This is a genomic window from Duganella sp. Dugasp78 (assembly GCF_059491455.1).
Map to the genome: position 1 here is coordinate 1,630,307 of NZ_CP168506.1, position 19,208 is coordinate 1,649,514.

16 protein-coding genes are annotated in these 19,208 nt (G+C 67.2%); 9 read left to right on the forward strand and 7 right to left on the reverse strand.

Translation table 11 applies throughout. From position 1 onward, the window contains the following. Positions 1–109 precede the first annotated feature (109 nt). Together ACEN9O_RS07220 and ACEN9O_RS07225 are read right to left on the reverse strand one after the other, a co-directional pair. Positions 110–1,642 carry an HDOD domain-containing protein gene (locus tag ACEN9O_RS07220; protein ID WP_495616904.1) on the reverse strand — a complete coding sequence of 511 codons (1,533 nt, stop codon included), beginning with the start codon at positions 1,640–1,642 and terminating at the stop codon, positions 110–112. A 49-nt stretch (positions 1,643–1,691) separates the two neighbouring features. Beyond that, positions 1,692–3,275 carry a DUF3369 domain-containing protein gene (locus ACEN9O_RS07225; RefSeq protein ID WP_495616905.1) on the reverse strand — a complete coding sequence of 528 codons (1,584 nt, stop codon included), beginning with the start codon at positions 3,273–3,275 and terminating at the stop codon, positions 1,692–1,694. 238 nt (positions 3,276–3,513) lie between these two features. Here ACEN9O_RS07225 and ACEN9O_RS07230 point away from each other — a divergent pair, with 238 nt between their 5' ends. Next, complete coding sequence (locus tag ACEN9O_RS07230; protein ID WP_495616906.1) at positions 3,514–3,993, forward strand: chemotaxis protein CheW; 480 nt, start codon at positions 3,514–3,516, stop codon at positions 3,991–3,993. A gap of 21 nt (positions 3,994–4,014) precedes the next feature. After that, positions 4,015–5,745 (forward strand): methyl-accepting chemotaxis protein, encoded by a 1,731-nt coding sequence (locus ACEN9O_RS07235; protein WP_495616907.1) that lies wholly within the window; start codon positions 4,015–4,017, stop codon positions 5,743–5,745. A 144-nt stretch (positions 5,746–5,889) separates the two neighbouring features. Here the strand turns inward: ACEN9O_RS07235 and ACEN9O_RS07240 are convergent, their stop codons facing one another. Together ACEN9O_RS07240 and ACEN9O_RS07245 are read right to left on the reverse strand one after the other, a co-directional pair. Next, positions 5,890–6,915, reverse strand: a complete 1,026-nt coding sequence (locus tag ACEN9O_RS07240; protein ID WP_495616908.1) for a J domain-containing protein — start codon at positions 6,913–6,915, stop codon at positions 5,890–5,892. A gap of 112 nt (positions 6,916–7,027) precedes the next feature. Continuing rightward, positions 7,028–8,179: a class I SAM-dependent methyltransferase gene (locus ACEN9O_RS07245; RefSeq protein WP_495616909.1), complete on the reverse strand. Its 1,152-nt coding sequence runs from the start codon at positions 8,177–8,179 to the stop codon at positions 7,028–7,030. An 86-nt stretch (positions 8,180–8,265) separates the two neighbouring features. Between ACEN9O_RS07245 and ACEN9O_RS07250 the strand changes: the two genes are divergently transcribed. From ACEN9O_RS07250 to ttcA, 3 genes are read left to right on the forward strand one after another with little or no spacing between them, the layout of a single operon-like run. Then, positions 8,266–9,045 (forward strand): SDR family oxidoreductase, encoded by a 780-nt coding sequence (locus tag ACEN9O_RS07250; protein WP_495616910.1) that lies wholly within the window; start codon positions 8,266–8,268, stop codon positions 9,043–9,045. Positions 9,046–9,069: 24 nt separating this feature from the next. After that, positions 9,070–9,468: a dihydroneopterin aldolase gene (locus ACEN9O_RS07255; RefSeq protein ID WP_495616911.1), complete on the forward strand. Its 399-nt coding sequence runs from the start codon at positions 9,070–9,072 to the stop codon at positions 9,466–9,468. Continuing rightward, positions 9,465–10,400, forward strand: a complete 936-nt coding sequence (gene ttcA / locus ACEN9O_RS07260; protein ID WP_495616912.1) for a tRNA 2-thiocytidine(32) synthetase TtcA — start codon at positions 9,465–9,467, stop codon at positions 10,398–10,400. Before ACEN9O_RS07255 ends, ttcA begins: the two co-directional genes overlap by 4 nt. A gap of 38 nt (positions 10,401–10,438) precedes the next feature. On the opposite strand, the gene ACEN9O_RS07265 is transcribed toward ttcA, so the two are convergent. Further along, positions 10,439–12,208, reverse strand: coding sequence for a M14 family metallopeptidase (locus tag ACEN9O_RS07265; RefSeq protein WP_495616913.1), 1,770 nt, complete (start codon positions 12,206–12,208; stop codon positions 10,439–10,441). Between the two features lie 138 nt (positions 12,209–12,346). After that, the gene (locus tag ACEN9O_RS07270) at positions 12,347–13,258 is read right to left on the reverse strand and encodes a LysR family transcriptional regulator (RefSeq protein ID WP_495616914.1); all 912 of its coding nucleotides are present in this window, start codon (positions 13,256–13,258) and stop codon (positions 12,347–12,349) included. A gap of 115 nt (positions 13,259–13,373) precedes the next feature. Here ACEN9O_RS07270 and ACEN9O_RS07275 point away from each other — a divergent pair, with 115 nt between their 5' ends. Beyond that, positions 13,374–14,600, forward strand: coding sequence for an MFS transporter (locus tag ACEN9O_RS07275; protein WP_495616915.1), 1,227 nt, complete (start codon positions 13,374–13,376; stop codon positions 14,598–14,600). On the opposite strand, the gene ACEN9O_RS07280 is transcribed toward ACEN9O_RS07275, so the two are convergent. Then, positions 14,597–15,412 carry an AraC family transcriptional regulator gene (locus ACEN9O_RS07280; protein ID WP_495618436.1) on the reverse strand — a complete coding sequence of 272 codons (816 nt, stop codon included), beginning with the start codon at positions 15,410–15,412 and terminating at the stop codon, positions 14,597–14,599. The genes ACEN9O_RS07275 and ACEN9O_RS07280 overlap by 4 nt on opposite strands. A 76-nt stretch (positions 15,413–15,488) precedes the next feature. Here ACEN9O_RS07280 and ACEN9O_RS07285 point away from each other — a divergent pair, with 76 nt between their 5' ends. The 3 genes from ACEN9O_RS07285 to ACEN9O_RS07295 all read left to right on the forward strand — a co-directional run bounded on the left by ACEN9O_RS07285 (position 15,489) and on the right by ACEN9O_RS07295 (position 19,195). Then, positions 15,489–15,749, forward strand: a complete 261-nt coding sequence (locus ACEN9O_RS07285) for a hypothetical protein (protein ID WP_495616916.1) — start codon at positions 15,489–15,491, stop codon at positions 15,747–15,749. A 99-nt stretch (positions 15,750–15,848) separates the two neighbouring features. Further along, the gene (locus ACEN9O_RS07290) at positions 15,849–16,559 is read left to right on the forward strand and encodes a 4Fe-4S dicluster domain-containing protein (RefSeq protein ID WP_495616917.1); all 711 of its coding nucleotides are present in this window, start codon (positions 15,849–15,851) and stop codon (positions 16,557–16,559) included. Positions 16,560–16,561: 2 nt separating this feature from the next. Next, positions 16,562–19,195 (forward strand): molybdopterin-containing oxidoreductase family protein, encoded by a 2,634-nt coding sequence (locus tag ACEN9O_RS07295; RefSeq protein WP_495616918.1) that lies wholly within the window; start codon positions 16,562–16,564, stop codon positions 19,193–19,195. Positions 19,196–19,208: the final 13 nt, after the last annotated feature.

Genomic DNA, 19,208 nt, shown 5'->3' on the forward strand with positions numbered 1-19,208 from the left:
GGGGACCCATGCTGAGTGGATTCGGACGCGGCGTATGGAGGGAATTCAGGCAGTGCCTGGATTCCCGCGTGCGCGGGAAGTCATTTCCCCCAGTGGGGGAAATGACGGCTCAGGCGCCGGGGGTCAGCGCCACCAGCACCTGCCCCTTGAGCGCGCGGATCAGCGAGGTCTCGTCGGGCGGCACGCCCTCCGGCGCCGGCAAGGTGCGGTCCGCGTAGAACAGGCCCAGCTGGATCGAGTTGACCACCAGCGGCAGCACGATGAAGCTGCGGGCGTCGGGCAGCAGGCGGCGGTGCCAGTCCGGCAGCAGCGCGCGGATCTTGGGCGCGCTGGCGTCGGCGATCATCAGGTCGGCGTTGTTCTGCATCGCCAGGTGGAACAGATCGTCGCCGCCGGCGCTGGGAAACACGAAGCCGGCCTGGCGCTCCGCGTGCAGCTCGCCGAACGCCACCCGCGCGCGGTACTGGCCGCTGCGCACATCCTTCAGGCACACGGTGGCGAAGCGGAAGCCCATGCCGCGGTACAGCGTCTCGAGCACCGCCTGGATGACGTCGTTGACCTTGCCGTGGCCGCCGGCGCGCATCTGCGTCACCTCCTGCACCCCGGCCAGCAGCTGCTCGCGGGCGTTGTGCGGCTTGCCGCTCGGATGGCTGCCCTGCGGCGCCTCGTCCGTGCCCATGGCCGCCTGCGCCAGCACGCTGGGCAGGCCGGGCGCGCCGTCGTCGGGATCGGCGTGCGCGCCCATTTGCAGGCTTTCCAGCAGGCTGTCCATGTCGCGCGAGACGGTGGCGAACAGCTGCGCCAAACGCTCGCGGTCGAGATTGAGCGCGGCGCCGTAGCGCTGCCCCAGCGCCCTGCCCTCGGCGCTGTCGGCGCCCTGGCGGCGCGCCAGCAGCCGCGCCGTCTCCATGCTGAACGCCACCACCTGCCGCATCCACTCCTGGCGGCTGGCGGCCGGCTTGCAGGCGCCCGGCGGCAGCGGCGACAGCGCGCGCACAATCACGTCCGGGATCTTCCATTCATTGAGGATGGCGGCCGACAGGCTGTCGTAGCTGCAGCCCAGCACCTGCAGGGCGGCCTGCGTCTGGGTCAGCTTGCCGGCCGCGGTCAGCAGGCCGATCTCGCGGAACAGCGCATGCTCGTGCGAGGCCACCACCAGCGCGCCGAGGTTCTTGAACAGCGCGCCGATGGCCGCCTCCTCGGCGCCCTGGTAGATGCTCAGGCGCGCCATCTCGCGGCCCACCAGGCTGGCGCACAGCGCCGCCTCCAGCTCGATGCGCACGCTGTGGGCGTGGCGGCTGTTGGCCAGCGTGTCGACCAGCAGCATGGCCATGGCCGTGGTCTTGACGTTGTCGAAGCCCAGCAGCGAGATCGCGCGCGAGATGGTGGTGACGGCGGTGCCGCCGGCCGCGCGGTAGGCGGGCGTGTTGGCCAGCCGCAGCACCTTCTGCGTCAGCGCCACGTCCGACAGCACGTAGTAGGCCAGGCTTTGCGTGCCCTGGTCGTCGGAATCGGCCAGCTGCACCACCCGCGCCACCGACGCGCCCAGCGCGAACATGCCCTCGTCGCCGCTGAGCTTTTTCAGCAGCGCGCCGCGCACCGGGCGCGGTTCGCTGTCGGACGGGAGCGGGGTCGATGGCATGGCATGTCCTGATGGGGCTGGGCGGCCGGGCGGCCGCGGCGGGCGCAGCCTAGTCCGGCGTGTGGCCGATGGTCGGGTCGCGCTCGATCAGGTCCAGCAACGCGGCCACCACCTCCGGATCGAACTGCTTGCCGGCGCGGTCCGTGATATAGGTCATCACCTCGGTGTGCGGCCACGGATCCTTGTACGGACGCTCGTGCAGCAGCGAGTCGAACACGTCGACCACGGCGACGATGCGCGCCGACACCGGGATCGCCTTGCCGGCGAGCTGGTTGGGATAGCCGTTGCCGTCGTAGTGCTCGTGGTGGGCGCCGGCGATCTCGGCGCCGTAGGTCAGGTAGCTGACGCCGTCGACCATGTTGGCGGCGCGCTCCAGGATGGAGCGGCCCACCGCGGCGTGGGTCTGCATCTCGGCCCGCTCTTCCGGCGTGTGCAGGCCCGGCTTGAGCAGGATGTGGTCCGGCGTGGCGACCTTGCCGACATCGTGCAGGATGCTGGCCAGGCCGATCATGTCGAGCAGCTGCGGCGTCACTTCGTCGCCATACACGCCGCGCGCGGCCAGCCGCTGGGCCAGCGCCGACGACAGCATCTGCACCCGCCGCACATGGCCGCCGGTGCCGCTGTCGCGGAACTCGGCCAGGTCGGCCAGCGCCACCACGGTGGCCTCCTGCGCCTTGCGCAGCTGGCCGAACATGTACAGGTTGTCGAACGCGGCGGCGATGCGCTGGCAGAACACCTCCAGCAAGTCGCGCTGGATCTGCGCCAGCGGCCAGGGCGGCGTGACGGAAATGGCCACCTCGCGGTTTTCCTGCGTATGGATGAACAGCACATTGGCCGGATGCTCGAACTGGCTCTTCTTTTCGGCGAAGGCCTTGGCGATGGTCGGCCACAGCGGATGGCTGGTCGGCATCAGCTCCGACTCGCTCAGCGCGGCGTAGCCGCCGGTGGCCGCCACCACGCTGGTGACGCCGGTGTCGCCCTGCATCAGGCACAGCACGCCGTCGGCGCCGACGTCGAGGATGGCGCTGACCTGGTTCAGCACGCCGGAGGCGAATTCGCGCAGCGAGTGGATCTGGTACAGATTGGTGGCGCCGGCCAGGATCTTGCCCAGGCCGATGCGGCTGCGCTCGAGCATGTTCAGGCTTTCGTACGCGCGCAGCGCCGAGATCACGGTGGTGAACAGCTTCTGCGTGGTCAGCTCGGTCTTGGCCTTGTAGTCGTTGATGTCGTATTCGATGATGACGCGCTGCTCGGGCGCCTGGCCCGGCTGGCCGGTGCGCAGCACCACGCGCACGATGGCGTTGTGCAGCTCCTCGCGGATGCGGCGCGCCAGCAGCAGGCCAGCGTCGTCGGTCTCCATCACCACGTCCAGCAGCACCAGCGCGATGTCCGGCGTGTCGCGCAAAAAGTCGTAGGCTTCGCGGCCGCTGTAGGCCGAGAACAGCTCCAGCTCGCGGCCCTTGAAGGAGACGTTGCGCAGCGCCAGCCGGGTGACCGCGTGGACGTCGACGTCGTCGTCCACGATCAGCACCCGCCACAAGCGCTGGTCCGGCGAGCCCGTTCCGTCAACCGGCGCTGGTTCCTCGTCTTCCTGGATCAGCCAGTTGTCGTCTGCGGCATTCGAATCTGTCATCACATCTCCTGAGCTGGGCCCGTGGCTGTCTTGGTCCTAGCATAATCAGATTCCCCCCCTGTGACAACCCCCTTCGAAATTGATAGCAACAGGCGTGCGTTTTTCGCCCACGCGCGGCGGCTCCGCGCTCGTCATTGCGGTCCGACTCTGATACGCTAGCGCCGTCATTGTAAGGATTGCGGCACGGTCGCCGGCCAAGGCGTATCGTGATCACATCAATATTTCAAGGACCATAATCATGCAAGAAAACGCATCGGACATCGCCGGCAGAGAGTTCCTCGCCTTCACCCTCGGCGCGGAGGAATATGGCATCGACATCCTCAAGGTGCAGGAGATCCGCGGCTACGAGGCGGTGACCCGCATCGCCAACGCGCCCGAGTTCATTAAGGGCGTGATCAACCTGCGCGGCATCATCATCCCGGTGGTGGACATGCGCATCAAGTTCCAGCTGGGCGAGCCGGTGTACGACCAGTTCACCGTGGTCATCATCCTCAATATCGGCGGGCGCGTGGTCGGCATGGTGGTCGATTCGGTCTCCGACGTCACCACGCTCACGCCCGACCAGGTCAAGCCGGCGCCGGAGATGGGCACCGCCTTCAACTCCGACTACATCATCGGCCTGGGCACCATCGACGAGCGCATGCTGATCCTGGTCGACATCGACAAGCTGATGTCGAGCGCCGAGATGGGCCTGACCGACGTCGCCGCCACCAACTGACCCCATCGACACGGAACCCCAATGAACCTGACCGACTATAAAATCAAGACCCGCCTGGGCGCCGGTTTCGGCCTGGTGCTGCTGCTGATGCTGATCATGATCGTCACCGCCATCGGCCGCTTCGGCGCGGTTGGCCAGAGCGCCAAGGGCATCGTCGAGCGCGACTGGCCCAGCGCCTCGGCCGCCGCCACCATCGACGCCGCCGCGCGCGAGGACGCGCGCCGCGTGCTGGCCCTGTTCGTCATCAGCGACAAGGCCCAGCGCGCCAAGAGCTACGAGCGCATCGACCAGGACAAGAAAGCCATCGACGCCGCGCTGGCCGCGCTGGGCCAGCTGACCGAGACCGCCGACGAGAAGGCGCTGCTGGCCAAGATCCAGGCCGCGCGCGCCAGCTACAACACCTCCTTCCTGAAGGTGGCCGACATGGTCGAGGCGGACGATCGCGACAAGGCGGCCGAGCTGATGAACAGCGAAACCTTCCCCGCGCTCGACACGCTCGAAGAGCTGACCGGCGCCATGGTCAAGCAGCAGAAGGCCGACATCGAGGACGGCGGCAAGGTGGCCACCAGCCACATCGACTTCTCGCGCACCATGATGATCGTGCTGGGCGTGGTGGCGCTGATCGTCTCGGGCGGGCTGGCGGTGTGGATCACGGCCTCGATCACCGGCCCGCTGGAGGAGGCGGTGGCGATCGCCAAGTCGGTCGCGGCAGGCGACCTGAGCACCAACATCGACGTCCGCGCCAGCGACGAGACCGGCGAGCTGCTGGCCGCGCTGCAGCACATGAACACCAGCCTGGCGCGCACCGTGCACGAGGTGCGGCGCAGCACCGCCACCATCCACCAGGCGTCGGGCGAAATCGCCACCGGCAATATGGACCTGTCGGGCCGCACCGAATCGCAGGCCAGCTCGCTGGAGCAGACCGCCAGCACCATGGAGGAGCTGACCTCCACCGTCAAGCAGAACGCCGACAACGCGCGCCAGGCCAACCAGCTGGTGATCTCGGCGTCGTCGGTGGCCACGCGCGGCGGCCAGCTGGTGGCCCAGGTGGTCGACACCATGGGCTCGATCAAGGCCAGCTCCAGCAAGATCGTCGACATCATAGGCGTGATCGACGGCATCGCCTTCCAGACCAATATCCTGGCGCTCAACGCGGCGGTGGAGGCGGCGCGCGCCGGCGAACAGGGGCGCGGCTTCGCGGTGGTGGCGTCGGAAGTGCGCAGCCTGGCGCAGCGTTCGGCCACGGCGGCCAAGGAAATCAAGGTGCTGATCGACGATTCGGTGGAAAAGGTCGACGGCGGCAACGCCGTGGTCGACGAGGCCGGCCAGACCATGGGCCTGATCGTCACCTCGGTGCAGCAGGTGGCCGACATCATGGCGGAGATCACCTCGGCCAGCCAGGAACAGAGCCTGGGCATCGAGCAGGTCAACGAGGCGATTTCGCAGATGGACGAGATGACGCAGCAGAACGCCGCGCTGGTCGAGCAGGCCGCCGCCGCCGCGCAAAGCATGCAGAACGAGGCGGCCACGCTGTCGGCCTCAGTCAGCGTGTTCAAGCTCGATGACAGCTACGCGGCGCCGGCGCCGGTGGCGGCCTCGCGTCCGGCCGTCGCCAGGGCGCCCGCCCCGGCTGCGGCGCCGCGGCTGGCGCCCGCTCCAGCCGCGGCCAAGCCTGCCGCCAAGCCTGCGGCGAAGCCGAAGCCGGCGTCCAAGCCCAAGGCGGACATGAATTCGGAGTGGGAAGAGTTCTAGGTTCGAGCATAGCCGTCGTTCCCGCGCAGGCGGGAACCCATGCCGAGGTGGCTAATGCGGCGTTCTATGGAGGGAATTTAAGCAATGCCTGGAGGGAATTCAGGCAATGCCTGGATTCCCGCCTGCGCGGGAACGACATGGGATCTAGTTGCTGACCGGCGGCGCGGGCGGCGCCGTGCTGGCCGCCGCCGTGCGGCTGGCCGGCGCGCAGCCACTCTGGTTGGCGCCCAGGTCCAGGTTCTGGTAGCGGATCTCGTACTTGCCGTTGGCCAGCTTGTCGACCACCAGCTTGTCATGCGCCTGCACGTAGGCGTAGCGCACATTCGAATGACGCTCGGTATCGTAGATCTTGATGAACACGGCCGAGGCGTTGCCGGCGTTGTCGAGCGTCAGCTGCATATCGTCGCCGCGGTTGCCGACCGGGAAGCCGGTCATGTAGCCGGACTGCGCCGGCCACGGCTCGCCGTTGGGCGCCACCAGGGTCTGGGTCTCGCTCTCGCAATCGGCCGCCGCATTCGGCAGGATCACCTGCGACAGCGCCTGCACCTTGATCGGCGCCGGCCGGCTGCTATTCGCCTCCGGATAATAGGGCTGGGTGCCGGCCCAGGCCTCGCGCATCTCGGCCTTGGGATCGCGCGGCGCGGCGCGGGCCTGGCCGCGCGCGCCGGTGCCGCCATTGTCGGCCTTGCCGCCCCAGGCTGCCGCCAGCGCGGACGACAGCAGCTGCGGCTCGGCCACCATCGCCATGCCGCCCAGCCAGCCCAGCGCCATACTGGCTGCCAGCCCGCCCCACCATTTCCATGCGGCCGGGCGGCGCGGGCGCGGCGTGTCGTCGACCGCTTCCGGAGTCCAGGCCCGGTCCGGCGCGTCGTGGCGATGCTTGTCGCCGCGGTGGCCATGGCCGTCCTCGTGGCGGGTGCTTTCCAGCCACTCGATCTCCCACTCCTCGGCCGCGATCCACTCGTCGTGCTCCTTGCGGCGCTGCGTGTCGGACAAGGTGTCGTAGGCGCTGTTGAGGATGGCCATGATGCGCGCAGCCTTCTCATCCCCCGGATTTTTGTCCGGATGGTATTTTTGACTGAGCGCCTTGTAGGCGGCACGTATGACCTCCTGAGGCGCCATGCGCGACACCTTCAGGTTGTCATAGTGAGTGTGTATCTTTGCCATCATTCCCATCGTTGTCCAGCGAACGCGCGTCATTCATCATAGCCGATCTGGCGCGCGGCAACTCAGCGATCAAGCAAGGATTAGCCTTGCTGTTTTGACCACTGTAACATTTAATCTACAAGCGGTGGCTGCGATCATGGACGGCAATGGCGTCCGGCAAGACGACGTTCTTGCCGATCACCAGCACCTTGAACAATTCCCCCATCTCCGCCGGCGACAACAGCTTTTGCAACGCCTTGGCCTGCGGCAGGTAGCGCAGCGCGTCGGACGGGTCGGTGCGCAACAGCAGCTCGCCGGCGCCGGCGCCGATCAGGAAGCCGGCCTGGTTCAGATAGGCCAGCACCTCGGCGCCCGCCTCCTGCGCCGCCAGCGCCATCGCCGTGAAGTCGACGTGGGCGGTGATGTCCTGCAGGCCCGGATAGTAGAACGGGTCCGGGTGCGAATGGTGGCGGTAATGGCACATCAGCGTGCCGGTGGCGCGCTGGCCCAGGTAGTACTCGTGCGCCGGGAAACCGTAGTCGAACAGGAAGGCGGCGTTGGCGCGGCCGTTGCGCAACATGCGCGACAGCGTGGCCATGAAGCCGCAGGCCACGCCGTGCACCTCGGTCACGTAGCCGACCGGCAGGCTGTCGTGTTCCTGGATCTGCAGCTCGATCTGCGCCTGCAGTTCGGCGCTGGCCGGCGTTTCGAGATAATCGAAGCGGCCGTCGCGCACCGTCACCTGCAGTTCCTGCCAGCCTTGCGGGTGTTTGGTGACCAGGTGGACCGGCATCGCATCGAGCACCTCGTTGCCGACCACCACGCCGTCGAAGGCGTCGGGGAATTCGTCAAGCCACACCACCTGCGGGAAATCGCGCAGCTTTTCCTGCTGGCGCGCGCGCAGTTCGCCGGACAGCTCGACGATGAAATAACGCTCGATCGCCACCCCGGCGACGGCCATCTCGGTCAGGATGTCGAAGGCCAGCTTGCCGGTGCCGGCGCCGAATTCGAGGATCCGGGCCGCGCTTTGGGCGATAATAGCGGCTGCGGCCTGCGCCACCGCCGCGCCGAACAGCGGCGTGAGTTCGGGCGCGGTTGTAAAATCGCCATCTTTGCCGAGTTTGGCGGAACCGCCGCTGTAGTAGCCCAGATCGGGGGCGTACAGCGCCAGCTCCATATAGCGGGCGAAGGAGATGGCACCGTCGTTGCGCGCGATTTCGGCGGCGATCAGGTGCGACAGGGCGTGGGACGCGGCCAGCGCGTCACTGGAAGGTACAGGTAGGGACATAACCGGCATTGTAGCGAATCGGCGCGCCGGGCCGCCAGAAACGTCATTCCCGCGCAGGCGGGAATGACACATAAACTAAATCGACCATGACAACAAAGCACAATCCATCCGCTGCTCCCGTGGCGCTCGTGACCGGCGCGGGCCGCCGCATCGGCCGCGCCATCGCGCTGGGCCTGGCGCGCGCCGGCTGGGACGTGGCGGTGCACTACCGCGCCGCGGCCGCCGCGGCGCGCGAGGTCGTGTCCGCGATCGAGGCGCTGGGCCGGCGCGCCGTCGCCCTGCCCTGCGACCTGGCCGACGAAGCGGCCGTGCGCGCGCTGCTGCCGCAGGCGGTGGCCGCGCTGGGCGCGGTGCGCTGCGTGGTCAACAACGCCTCGCTGTTCGACTACGACAGCGCCGCCGACTTCAGCGCCGACCGGCTGGACGCCCACATGCGCACCAACGTCGCCGCGCCGGTGATCCTGGCGCAGGCGCTGCATGCGGCCCTGGCCAACGGCGAACAGGGCGTGGTGATCAACCTGCTCGACCAAAAACTGTACAATCTCAATCCTGATTTTTTGTCGTACACCCTGTCCAAGGCGGCGCTGCACACCGCCACCACGATGCTGGCGCAGCAGCTGGCGCCGGCGGTGCGGGTGGTCGGCATCGCGCCCGGCATCACGATGGTGTCCGGCGACCAGACCGAAGCCGGCTTCGCCAACGCGCACCGGCAAACACCGCTGGGCCGCTCCAGCACCCCGGAAGATATCGCCGACAGCGTGGTCTACGCTGCCACGGCGCGCGCGCTGACCGGCACCACCCTGCTGGTCGACGGCGGCCAGCACCTGATGCCGCTGCCGCGCGACGTGATGTTTTTGGCCAAATGAATACAATCGAAAAAAGGTAATCCTATGCTGTCCGCCCTGATCCACCCGCAACTGAACGACTGCCGCCGCCTGTTCCTGCGCAATTACGAAGTACTGATCAACATCGGCGTCTACGAGTTCGAGAAGAAGGGCGAGCAGCGCCTGCTGATCAACGTCGACCTGTACATCCCGCTGGCCGTCTCCACCCCGGTCAAGGACCAGCTGGAGGAAGTGGTGGACTACGACTTCATGCGCGACACCATCGCCAGGCTGATGGCGCGCGGCCACGTGCACCTGCAGGAGAGCCTGTGCGACGACATCGTCAGCGCCATGCTGGAACACCCGCGCGTGCGCGCGGCCCGCGTATCGACCATGAAGCCGGACGTCTATCCGGACTGCGAAGGCGTGGGCGTGGAAGTATTCAAGATCAAGGAAAATGTATGAACGCTGTACTCGACAACGTAGCGGCCGCACCGGCCGCACCAGCAGGCAAATCCGCCGAGAAGATCGCGCTGGAAAACAACAAGCTGCACAAGCGCCTGTGCCGCCTGGTCGGCCAGGCCATCGGCGATTTCAACATGATCGAAGACGGCGACAAGGTCATGGTCTGCCTGTCCGGCGGCAAGGACAGCTACGCGCTGCTGGACATCCTGATGACGCTGCGCGAACGCGCGCCGATCAACTTCGAGATCGTCGCCGTCAACCTGGACCAGAAGCAGCCCAACTTCCCCGACCACATCCTGCCGGCCTACCTGAAGGAGCTGGGCATCCCCTTCCACATCGAGAACCAGGACACCTACAGCATCGTCAAGCGCCTGATCCCGGAAGGCAAGACCACCTGCTCGCTGTGCTCACGCCTGCGCCGCGGCATCCTGTACCGCGTGGCCGATGAACTGGGCTGCAACAAGATCGCGCTGGGCCACCACCGCGACGACATCCTCGAGACCTTCTTCCTGAATATGTTCTTCGGCGGGAAGCTCAAGGGCATGCCGGCCAAGCTGGTGTCCGACGACGGCAAGCACATGGTGATCCGCCCGATGGCCTACGTGAAGGAAGAGGACACCGAGCGCTATGCCGAGGTCAAAGGCTTCCCCATCATCCCGTGCGACCTGTGCGGCTCGCAGGAGAACCTGCAGCGCAAGCAGATCAAGGGCCTGATGCGCGACTGGGAAAAGAAATTCCCCGGCCGCGTGGAGAACATCTTCTCGTCGCTGTCGACGGTGGTGCCGTCGCACCTGATGGACCGCGACCTGTTCGGCTTCAAGGACATCAAGGCCGACGGCCAGGCCAATCCGCTGGGCGACATCGCCTTCGACGAAGAGCCTTGCTCGACGCCGTCCAACCTGCCCGGAATCATCCCGCTGCAGCAGGGCTGAACGGCCAAGGGCCGGCCTCGCGCCGGCCCTGCCACCGCCTAGTACTTCTGCGCGGTGCGCATCACCGGATAAAGGTTGTAGCGCTCGTCCCACGACGCGTGGCGGCGCGCGAAGAACTCCAGCCGCTTGGCCGGGCTCTTGTTGAACTCCGCATCGCTGTCCAGCTTTTTCTGGAACTCCTCGCGCAGCGCCGGATCGGCCTCCAGCTGGCCGCGCGCCACGTCCTCCGCCACATACTCCTCCATGTATTCCTTGCGCTCGAAGGCGTTGTTGAACTCACCCCAGGCCAGCAGCGAATCGGCGCCACGCGGCTCCAGCATCGTCATCAACAGGCGCGCCTTCGGCTGCGCGATCGGCACGAACAACGCGCCCTTCGCCAGGCTGCGGCGCTCGCGGCCCCAGTCGCCTTCCACCGCCAGCGACTGATGGCCCTCGAACGACTGCGTGCCGAATTTGGTCTTGGTGGCGCGGAAGGTCTCCACTTCGGCCGACATCTGGTCCGACGCCAGCACCTTGAAGGCGATGCCGTGCTGTTTCAGCTTGGCGCCGATGCGGGCCGCATCCGCCAGCGGCACCAGGTAGCCGCCCTTGGGCGCGGCGATCCTCAGGTCCGGCACCACTTCGTCGCGCAGCGGCACGCTCCACATCTGCGGCTTGGTCTCGTCGTAATGCGTCATCAGGCCGCCCGACACTTCCGAGTGGCCACGCGTGTATTCGTAGCCTGGGAACTCGATGGTCTTGGCGTTGAAGGTGGTGCGGTAGCTGATCGGGAAATCGGCGCCGGCCAGGGTGGCGGCGCGGGCGTCGGCCTCCTGCGTCATCTTCTGCCATTCCTTGCCGTGGGCGGCGACCTGCGACAGCAGCGAGACGATGGTGTTGCGGGTGATGCGCACGCGGGTCGGGTAGTCCTTCCACGAGTGGGTTTCGACCAGCATCGCGAAGCGGTTACGCAGCGGGAAGTAGCCGGTCGAGAAGCGCGGGGTCGCCATGCTGTCGACGAAGCCAGAGGTCGGATCGTCGTCGGTGGCGAACGCGATGTAGTACGGCTTAGGATCGGAGCCCTGCGCCTTCAGGTCCGCCATCACGGCCGTCTGCAGCGCCGCGCCGGCGCGCTTAAGTTCCTCGTCGCCGCCGTGCACCGGCTCGACCTGGATCGAGACGTCGGGCTGGAACTTGGCGCCGTCGGTGACGTGCAGGTCGATGTAGGCCAGCGGATCCCAGGCGTTCACCAGCGCCAGCATGGCCTGCATCTCCGGCGCATCGGCTTTGACGTAGTCGCGATTCAGGTTGTAGTTCTGCGCCGTGGTGCGCCAGCCCATTTCCACCGGGCCGCGCTGGTTCGGACGGTTCCATTTGCCGAAGCGCTCATGGCCATCGACGTTGAACACCGGAACGAACAACAACACCTGCTTGTCCAGCGCGCCCGGCGCGGCCTTGTTCTCCAGCGCTTCGCGCAGCGCCAGAAAGCCGGCATCCTTGCCATCGATCTCGCCCGCGTGGATGCCGCCCTGTACCAGCATCACCGGCAAGCCGCGCTTCTTCGCCTGCTCGGCGGTCAGGGCGCCGGTGCGCGAGACGGCCAGCGCCAGCATCGGACGGCCTTCCGGCGTGCGGCCGAATTCAAAGCAGCGCACCTGCTTCGGATACGCCTTCTGGAAGCGCCCGCACAGGTCGACGACCTCGTCGTAGCGGCCGGTGTTCTGGAAGCCGGAGCGTTCGGCGATGGTACTCAGTGGTGCGGAGGCCGGCGCGGCGGCGGCCAGGGTGGAGGTGGCGGCAAAGGCAAGCAGAATGGCGGAACGTATCATGGACGGGCTTCCAGCAAGGGTTGAATGGCCGGTGCCCGGCGGGATCGGCCCGCCGGCATCGGATGCGCGGGAAATTATAGACGGCTTTGCGCCGCAGCGAACGCGGACCGGCATTTCCTTCAGCGGTGGCAGCAATCGTCAGGTTTGCAGGTCGGGATCGGCGCTGAACACGCCGGCGATCCAGTCGGCGAACACCCGCAGGCGCGGCGACGCCATGCGGCCCTGCGGGTACAGCAGCGAGATCGGCATCGGCGTCGGCAACGTCGCGGCCAGCACCTCGACCAGCGCGCCGCTGGCCAGATGCTGGCGCACCTGGTAGCGCGCCGCCTGGATCAGGCCCATGCCCTGCAAGGCGCAGATGACATAGGCGTCGGGATCGTTGACCGCGATCGCGCCGGGCACCTCCACCATCGTCACGCCGCCGTCGACCAGGTAATCCCAAGCGAAGGCGCGGCCGGTGCGTCCGGAGAAATGCGTCACGCCGCGATGCGCCGCCAGATCGGCCGGTGTGTGCGGCACGCCATGCGCGGCCAGATACGACGGCGCGGCGCAGGTCAGGAAGTTCATCGTGCCCAGGCGCCGGGCCACCATGGCCGAATCCTGCAGCTCGCCCACGCGCAGCGCGCAGTCCAGGCCTTCCTGCGTCAGATCGGTGAGGCGCTCGTTCAGGCTGACGACCAGTTCGATGTCGGGATACTCGCGGCAAAAGCCGGCGATGTGGGGCAGCACCGCGTGGCGGCCGACCGCCCCCGGCAACTCCACCCGCAGCTTGCCGCGCGGTTTGCCCCGGCCGTGGCCACGGAACGCGCCCTCGGCATCCTCCACGGCCTGCAGGATCTCCAGGCACTTCCTGAAATAGTCGGCGCCGTCGGGCGTGAGCGACAGGCGGCGCGTGGTCCGCTGCAGCAGCTGGGTGCCGAGGAAGGCTTCCAGTTTCTTGATGGTCGCCGTCAGCGCGGCGCGCGGCAGATCCAGCGTTTCAGCGGCCCGCGTGTAGCTGTTCGCCTCGACGATGCGCACAAAGGTCTGCATGGCCTTGAGTCTGTCCATGATTGTTCACCTTATTGTTCACATTATGTGAAAAGTATAAGGGCATTATGCCCCAATTATCTTTGCACGGGTTTTGCCTAGAATCTGCCCATCCCCACTCACTTACGGAGCCATCATGAGCAAACCCGCACAAGACGACATCAGCCCCGGCATGGTGCTGCTGCTGGCCGCCGCGACCGGCCTGATCGTCGCCAACCTGTATTACGCGCAAACCCTGGTCGGCCCGATCAGCGCCGCCACCGGGCTGTCGCCGCAGGCGGCCGGCCTGATCGTCACACTGACGCAGATCGGCTACACCCTCGGCCTGCTGTTCGTGGTGCCGCTGGGCGACCTGCTGGAAAACCGCCGCCTGATCGTCGCCGGCCTGCTGTTCACCTCCGCCATGCTGGTGCTGGCCGCGTTGAGCACCAGCGCGTGGATGTTCCTGACCGCCGCGCTGGGCATCGGCCTGGGATCGGTGGCGGCGCAGATCATCGTGCCATTCGCCGCCCACCTGTCCAAGGAAGCCACGCGCGGCCACACGGTCGGCAAGGTGGTCAGCGGCCTGCTGCTGGGGATCATGCTGGCCCGCCCCGCCGCCAGCCTGATCGCCGACGCCAGCAACTGGCACGTGGTGTTCGGCGGCGCCGCCGTGGTGGTGCTGGCGGTGGCGCTGCTGCTGCGCGCCAAGCTGCCGCTGCGCGTGCCGACCGCCACGATCGGCTATCCGGCGCTGATGGCGTCCTTGTGGCACCTGTTCCTGCGCACGCCGCTGCTGCGCCGCCGCGCCGCCTATCACGCCGGCCTGTTCGGCTCCTTCAGCCTGTTCTGGACCGTCACCCCGCTGATGCTGGCCGGCCCGCAGTTCCACCTGTCGCAGACCGGCATCGCGGTGTTCGCGCTGGTGGGCATGGCCGGCGCCGTGGCCTCGCCGATCGCCGGTCGCCTGGCCGACGCCGGCCACACGCTGATGGCGACCGCCGCCGCGCTGGCGTTGGGCGTGGTCGGCTTCGTGCTGCCGCTGCTGGCGCCGCAGGTTGAGGAGCTGCGCAACGTGGCGCTGGCGATCCTGGTGATCGCATCGATCGTGCTGGACATGGGCGTCGCGGCCAACCTGGTGCTGGGCCAGCGCGCCATCTTCACGCTGGGCGCGGAGGTGCGCAGCCGTTTGAACGGCGTGTACTTCGCGCTGTTCTTCGCCGGCGGCGCGCTCGGCTCGGCGCTGGGCGGCTGGATGTACGCCACCCACGGCTGGCACGCCGCGCTGTTGACCGGCATGGCCTTCCCCGGCCTGGCGCTGCTGTACTGGCTGAGCGAGTTTGCCGGCCACACCGGCACGCTCAAGGCCGAGGTGAAAGCTTAAGGCAGCGCCAATGCCGCCGCGTGGGCGGCGGCGAATCCGCCGGGCGCCACGCCCATCGTGCGGCGGAACATGGCGATGAAGGCGCTCAGGCTGTCGTAGCCCAGTTCCAGCGCGACGCTGGTGACGGCCTGGCCGGCGGCCAGCAGTTCCACCGCCCGCATCAGGCGCGCGCGCTGGCGCCAGTCGGTGAAGGACAGTCCGGTCTCCGAGACGAAACGCCGCGTCAGCGTGCGTGGCGCGATGGCGGCCCATGCCGACCAGTCGTTCAGCGAGCGCCCATCGGCCGGATCGGCCACCAGCGCCTGCGCGATCTTCAGCAGGCGGCGGTCGGTGGGCATGGTCAGCACCAGGCGCTCGCGCGGCGCGGCGGACAATTCATCGAGGATCACCGCCGCGATGCGGTCGCTCGACGGCGTTGGCGCGGATGCCGGCGGCCAAGCGCTGGCGCGCAGCACCGCCTCCCTCAGCAAACCCGATACCTGGAACACCTGCGGCCATACGGGCAATGCCGCGCAGCCGCCCGGCGCCACGTAGACGCTCCACGCGCTCACCGGTCCATGCGCATCGAGGCCATGAAGATGATGCGGCGGTATCCAGATCGCATACCCGGGCGGCACCACCAGACGCTCGCGCTCCGTGCCGATGGTCAGCAGGCCGCTCAGGGCGCCTATGGCCTGGCCGCGCGCGTGGCTGTGCGCAGCCGTGGCGCGCGTGTCGGCGGACGACAGCGCGGCGAACAGCAGCGCGCCTTCGCCGGTGTCGGCGCGCACGGGATCGATCAGGGGAGAAGGTTTGGCTTGCATGCGACACATTATGGCATCGCCGCGCAAGCCAGGCCACACGGTGGCTGGCACGATGAAGTCCTCATCAACCACAGGAGATTGCATCATGCGAGCACAGGACATATTGGCGGACCACGTCAACACCGGAGAATTCAACGGCGTCATTGTCAGGAAAGGCACCGTCGGCGCTTTCCTGGCCAATGCCCGCACCCTGGGTATGCAGGGCGCTACGGAGCAGGCCCGTGCCGAAGCGCGGGCCGACATCATCGATGCGGTACCGGCCATGGCGGCGCTGGGCATCTTCGATGTATTCGAAATCACCGATCCGGCGCTGCGCGAGCTGGTGGCGCGACACCGGCCGGCCTAAGAACCGACGTGGCCATTTGCGCTTGAATCCGGATTGTTCCAGATTGTTTTGTGGTTTAATCGCCGGACACATGCCCACTCCATGATCGGGGACAGCCTCATGACCACATCCAAAACCGCCGGCCCAAAATGGGGCATGGCCATCGACCTTGAACGCTGCATCGGCTGCCACGCCTGTTCGGTGGCCTGCAAGGTCGAGAACTCCGTCTCGCTCGGCCACTTCCGCACCAAGGTGTACTACTACGATTTCGCCGCGGTCAATCCTTACAACCAGCAGCCGACGACCAAACGCGCCTTCCTGCCGACGCTGTGCATGCAATGCGAGGATGCGCCCTGCCTGGACGCCTGCCCCAACGACGCCATCGCGCGCGGAGCCGACGGCATCATCCACATCGACGATACCGCCTGCGACCGCAGCCGCGACTGCATCAAGGCCTGCCCCTATGGCGCCATCCATATCGACCCGGTGGCCGAGGTGGCCGACAAATGCGACTTCTGCTCGCACCGGCTGGCGGCCGACATGGCGCCGGCCTGCGTGGAGGTATGCCCGGCCGACGTGTTCGCGTTCGGTGACCTGAACGATCCCGCCAGTCCAGTGAGCCAGTTCCACGCCAAGCACCGCCAGCAGGTGGCGCCGCTCAAGCCGGAGGAGAAGACCAAGCCGCTGGTGCAGTACCGTGGCTTGGGCGGCGTGGTGCCGCGCGAGATGGCGCACAAGGTGCCCAAGGGCCGCAGCCATGATCCCTTCTCCTACGAGATCGACACCTGGGACCAGCTGAAGTCGACGTTCTCGAAACCGAAGGGAGCATGAATATGGACCGCAGGGGATTCATCAAAAGCGGCATCGGCTCGATGGCCGGACTGGGTCTGGGCGAGACCATCCTGCTGACGCCCAACACCGCGCAGGCGCTGAACTACCGGCCGCTGGCCAATGGCGAACAGCGCAAGGTCAAGAACGACTACCGCAACGCCAAGCGCATCACCAGCGTATGCCTGAACTGCTCGACGGTGTGCGGCATCGAAGCCTTCGTCCAGGATGGCAAGGTGATCAAGATACGCGGCAATCCGCTCGATCCCAACATGGGCAGCTACATGACCTGTGCCAAGGGACAGTCCGGCCCGACCATCAACGACTATCCGGAGCGGCTGCTGTATCCGCTCAAGCGGGTCGGCGCGCGCGGCGCGGGCCTGTGGAAGCGCATCAGCTGGGACGAGGCTTACGCCGAGGTGGCGGAGCGCATCAAGGCCAGCATCGCCAGCGGCCACCCGGAGCGGGTCGCGCTGCACCAGGGTCGCTCCCGCATCGACGCCGAGATCAACCGCTTCCTGAGCGCGATCGGCACGCCGGTGCAGTTGAACCATCGCGCGCTGTGCTCCTCCAACAAGCGCGCCGCCAACTACGTTTCGCTCGGCGAGACCGACTGGGAATCGATCGACGCCGAACGCTGCAAGTACTTCCTCAACTTCGGCGCGAATTTCTACGAGGCGCACCAGGGCGGCCTGCATCTGGTGAGCCGCGTCGTCAAGGCGCGCTTCGACCATGGCGCCAAGCTGGTGACGTTCGACGTACGCCTGTCCAACACAGCCGGCCGCAGCGACGAATGGCACCAGCCCTTCCCCGGCACCGACGGCGCGGTCGCGCTGGCGATGGCGCACGTGATCGTGCGGGAGAACGAGATCGATCACGACTTCATCGACAAGTTCGTCCAGCCCGGGCTTGAAACGATACGCAGCTGGCTGGCCCCGTGCACGCCGGCGTGGGCGGCCAAGCTGTCCGGCATCGCCGCGCACGACATCGAGCGGCTGGCGCTGGAGTTTGCGCGCAAGCGCCCTGCCGTCGCGGCCTTCACCAATCGCGGCACCGGCGCCCACTACAACGGCTTCAACTCTGAGCGCGCGGTGGTCATGCTCAATGCGCTGGTCGGCTCGGTCGCGCGGCCCGGCGGCTATTGCTACGGCCTGGAGGAGAAGCTCTCGGTCAGCCGCTATCCGCTGCCGCAGCCGGTGCCGCCCGCGCCCAAGATCCGCACCGACCTGGAAGATCCGCCGGAATGGCCGCTGGCCAACCGCTGGCAGAAGATGAAGGTCGGCCAGATCGTCTACGACTATCTGCGACAGGGCCGCGCCACGCTGGACGTCTACCTGAGCTACACCATCGCCTCGCCGATGACGTGGCCGGAGGGCCGCAGCACCACGGTCGACGTGCTGAAGGACGAGAAGCTGATTCCCTTCCACGCCTGCTCCGACGTGGTCTACTCCGAGATGGCCCACTATGCGGACCTGATCCTGCCCGATGCGACCTTCCTCGAACGCTGGGGCCTGGACATCCGCAACAACCTGGAACTGACGCACTTCGTCACGCTGCGCCAGCCGCTGGTGCCGCCGCCGGGCGAGGCGCGCAGCTTTGCCGACGTGCTGTTCGACATCGGCCGCCGCCTCGGACCTGAGCAGGCGAAGTACTTCCAGTTCGGCAGTCACGAGGATTTCGTGCGCATCCAGTGTTCGAAGCTGCCGACCACGGGGCCGGATGGCAAGCAATTCAAGGACGGCTTTGAATACATGAAGCATTACGGCGTGTATGTCGACACCTCGCAACCGAAATCGTACGAGGTGTTCCAGAAGCCGCTGAGCGGCAAGCAGCTTGACGGCAGCCGGGTGGACGCCGCCAGCGGCGTGATCTACCGTCCCAACGACAAGGGCAAGGAGAGCGCGGTCGGCCTGATGGCCGGCGGTGCGGCGGTGCGCGGCTTCGCCACGCCGTCGCGCAAGTTCGAGGTGCATGCGCCGGAAGTGACGGCGGTGGCGAAGACGCGCGGCTTCGACGACGACGGCATGCCGACCTTCGTGCAGATCCCGTCGCACCGCAACCTGCCGGCGGACCGCTTCATCCTGAGCACCTTCAAATGGAATGTGCATACGCAGGGGCGCACCGCGTCGCAAAAATACCTGAGCGAGATCGTGCATGACAACCCGATGTGGATCAACGTTGCGACGGCCAGGAAGCTCGGCCTGAAAAGCGGCGACATGGTGGAGCTGACCACCTATCGGCCGCAGTCCGGTCCGGCCGACCAGCCGGCCTTGCACGCATATCGCGGCAACGGCGAGAAGATCGGCTCGGCGCGGATGCGGGTGTTCGTCACGCGTGGCATCCATCCGCGTGTGGTGGCGGTGTCGAACTCCCTGGGATGGATCAGCGGCGGGCGCGCTGCCGAGGGCCGCAACGGACGACGTGTGGAAGTGGCGGCGCAGGGCATTGGTCCCGAGGCGGCCAAGGCCTTCGGGCCGGCGCCGGCGCTCGATGACCTGAACGCCGGTGTGTGGTGGGATAAGAAGAACGGTGGGCGGGGCAATGGTGTCAACATCAACGCGCTGCTGCCGATTAATCCGCAACCGCTGGTCGGCATGCAATCCTGGTTCGATACCGTCTGCTCGCTGCGCAAGGTGTGAGCCCCGTCATTCC

Coding starts and splice junctions, on each gene's coding strand:
- ACEN9O_RS07220 (WP_495616904.1), bottom strand. CDS start 1,642: ATGCCATCGACCCCGCTCCCGTCCGACAGCGAACCGCGCCCGGTGCGC.
- ACEN9O_RS07225 (WP_495616905.1), bottom strand. CDS start 3,275: ATGACAGATTCGAATGCCGCAGACGACAACTGGCTGATCCAGGAAGAC.
- ACEN9O_RS07230 (WP_495616906.1), top strand. CDS start 3,514: ATGCAAGAAAACGCATCGGACATCGCCGGCAGAGAGTTCCTCGCCTTC.
- ACEN9O_RS07235 (WP_495616907.1), top strand. CDS start 4,015: ATGAACCTGACCGACTATAAAATCAAGACCCGCCTGGGCGCCGGTTTC.
- ACEN9O_RS07240 (WP_495616908.1), bottom strand. CDS start 6,915: ATGATGGCAAAGATACACACTCACTATGACAACCTGAAGGTGTCGCGC.
- ACEN9O_RS07245 (WP_495616909.1), bottom strand. CDS start 8,179: ATGTCCCTACCTGTACCTTCCAGTGACGCGCTGGCCGCGTCCCACGCC.
- ACEN9O_RS07250 (WP_495616910.1), top strand. CDS start 8,266: ATGACAACAAAGCACAATCCATCCGCTGCTCCCGTGGCGCTCGTGACC.
- ACEN9O_RS07255 (WP_495616911.1), top strand. CDS start 9,070: ATGCTGTCCGCCCTGATCCACCCGCAACTGAACGACTGCCGCCGCCTG.
- ttcA (WP_495616912.1), top strand. CDS start 9,465: ATGAACGCTGTACTCGACAACGTAGCGGCCGCACCGGCCGCACCAGCA.
- ACEN9O_RS07265 (WP_495616913.1), bottom strand. CDS start 12,208: ATGATACGTTCCGCCATTCTGCTTGCCTTTGCCGCCACCTCCACCCTG.
- ACEN9O_RS07270 (WP_495616914.1), bottom strand. CDS start 13,258: ATGGACAGACTCAAGGCCATGCAGACCTTTGTGCGCATCGTCGAGGCG.
- ACEN9O_RS07275 (WP_495616915.1), top strand. CDS start 13,374: ATGAGCAAACCCGCACAAGACGACATCAGCCCCGGCATGGTGCTGCTG.
- ACEN9O_RS07280 (WP_495618436.1), bottom strand. CDS start 15,412: ATGTGTCGCATGCAAGCCAAACCTTCTCCCCTGATCGATCCCGTGCGC.
- ACEN9O_RS07285 (WP_495616916.1), top strand. CDS start 15,489: ATGCGAGCACAGGACATATTGGCGGACCACGTCAACACCGGAGAATTC.
- ACEN9O_RS07290 (WP_495616917.1), top strand. CDS start 15,849: ATGACCACATCCAAAACCGCCGGCCCAAAATGGGGCATGGCCATCGAC.
- ACEN9O_RS07295 (WP_495616918.1), top strand. CDS start 16,562: ATGGACCGCAGGGGATTCATCAAAAGCGGCATCGGCTCGATGGCCGGA.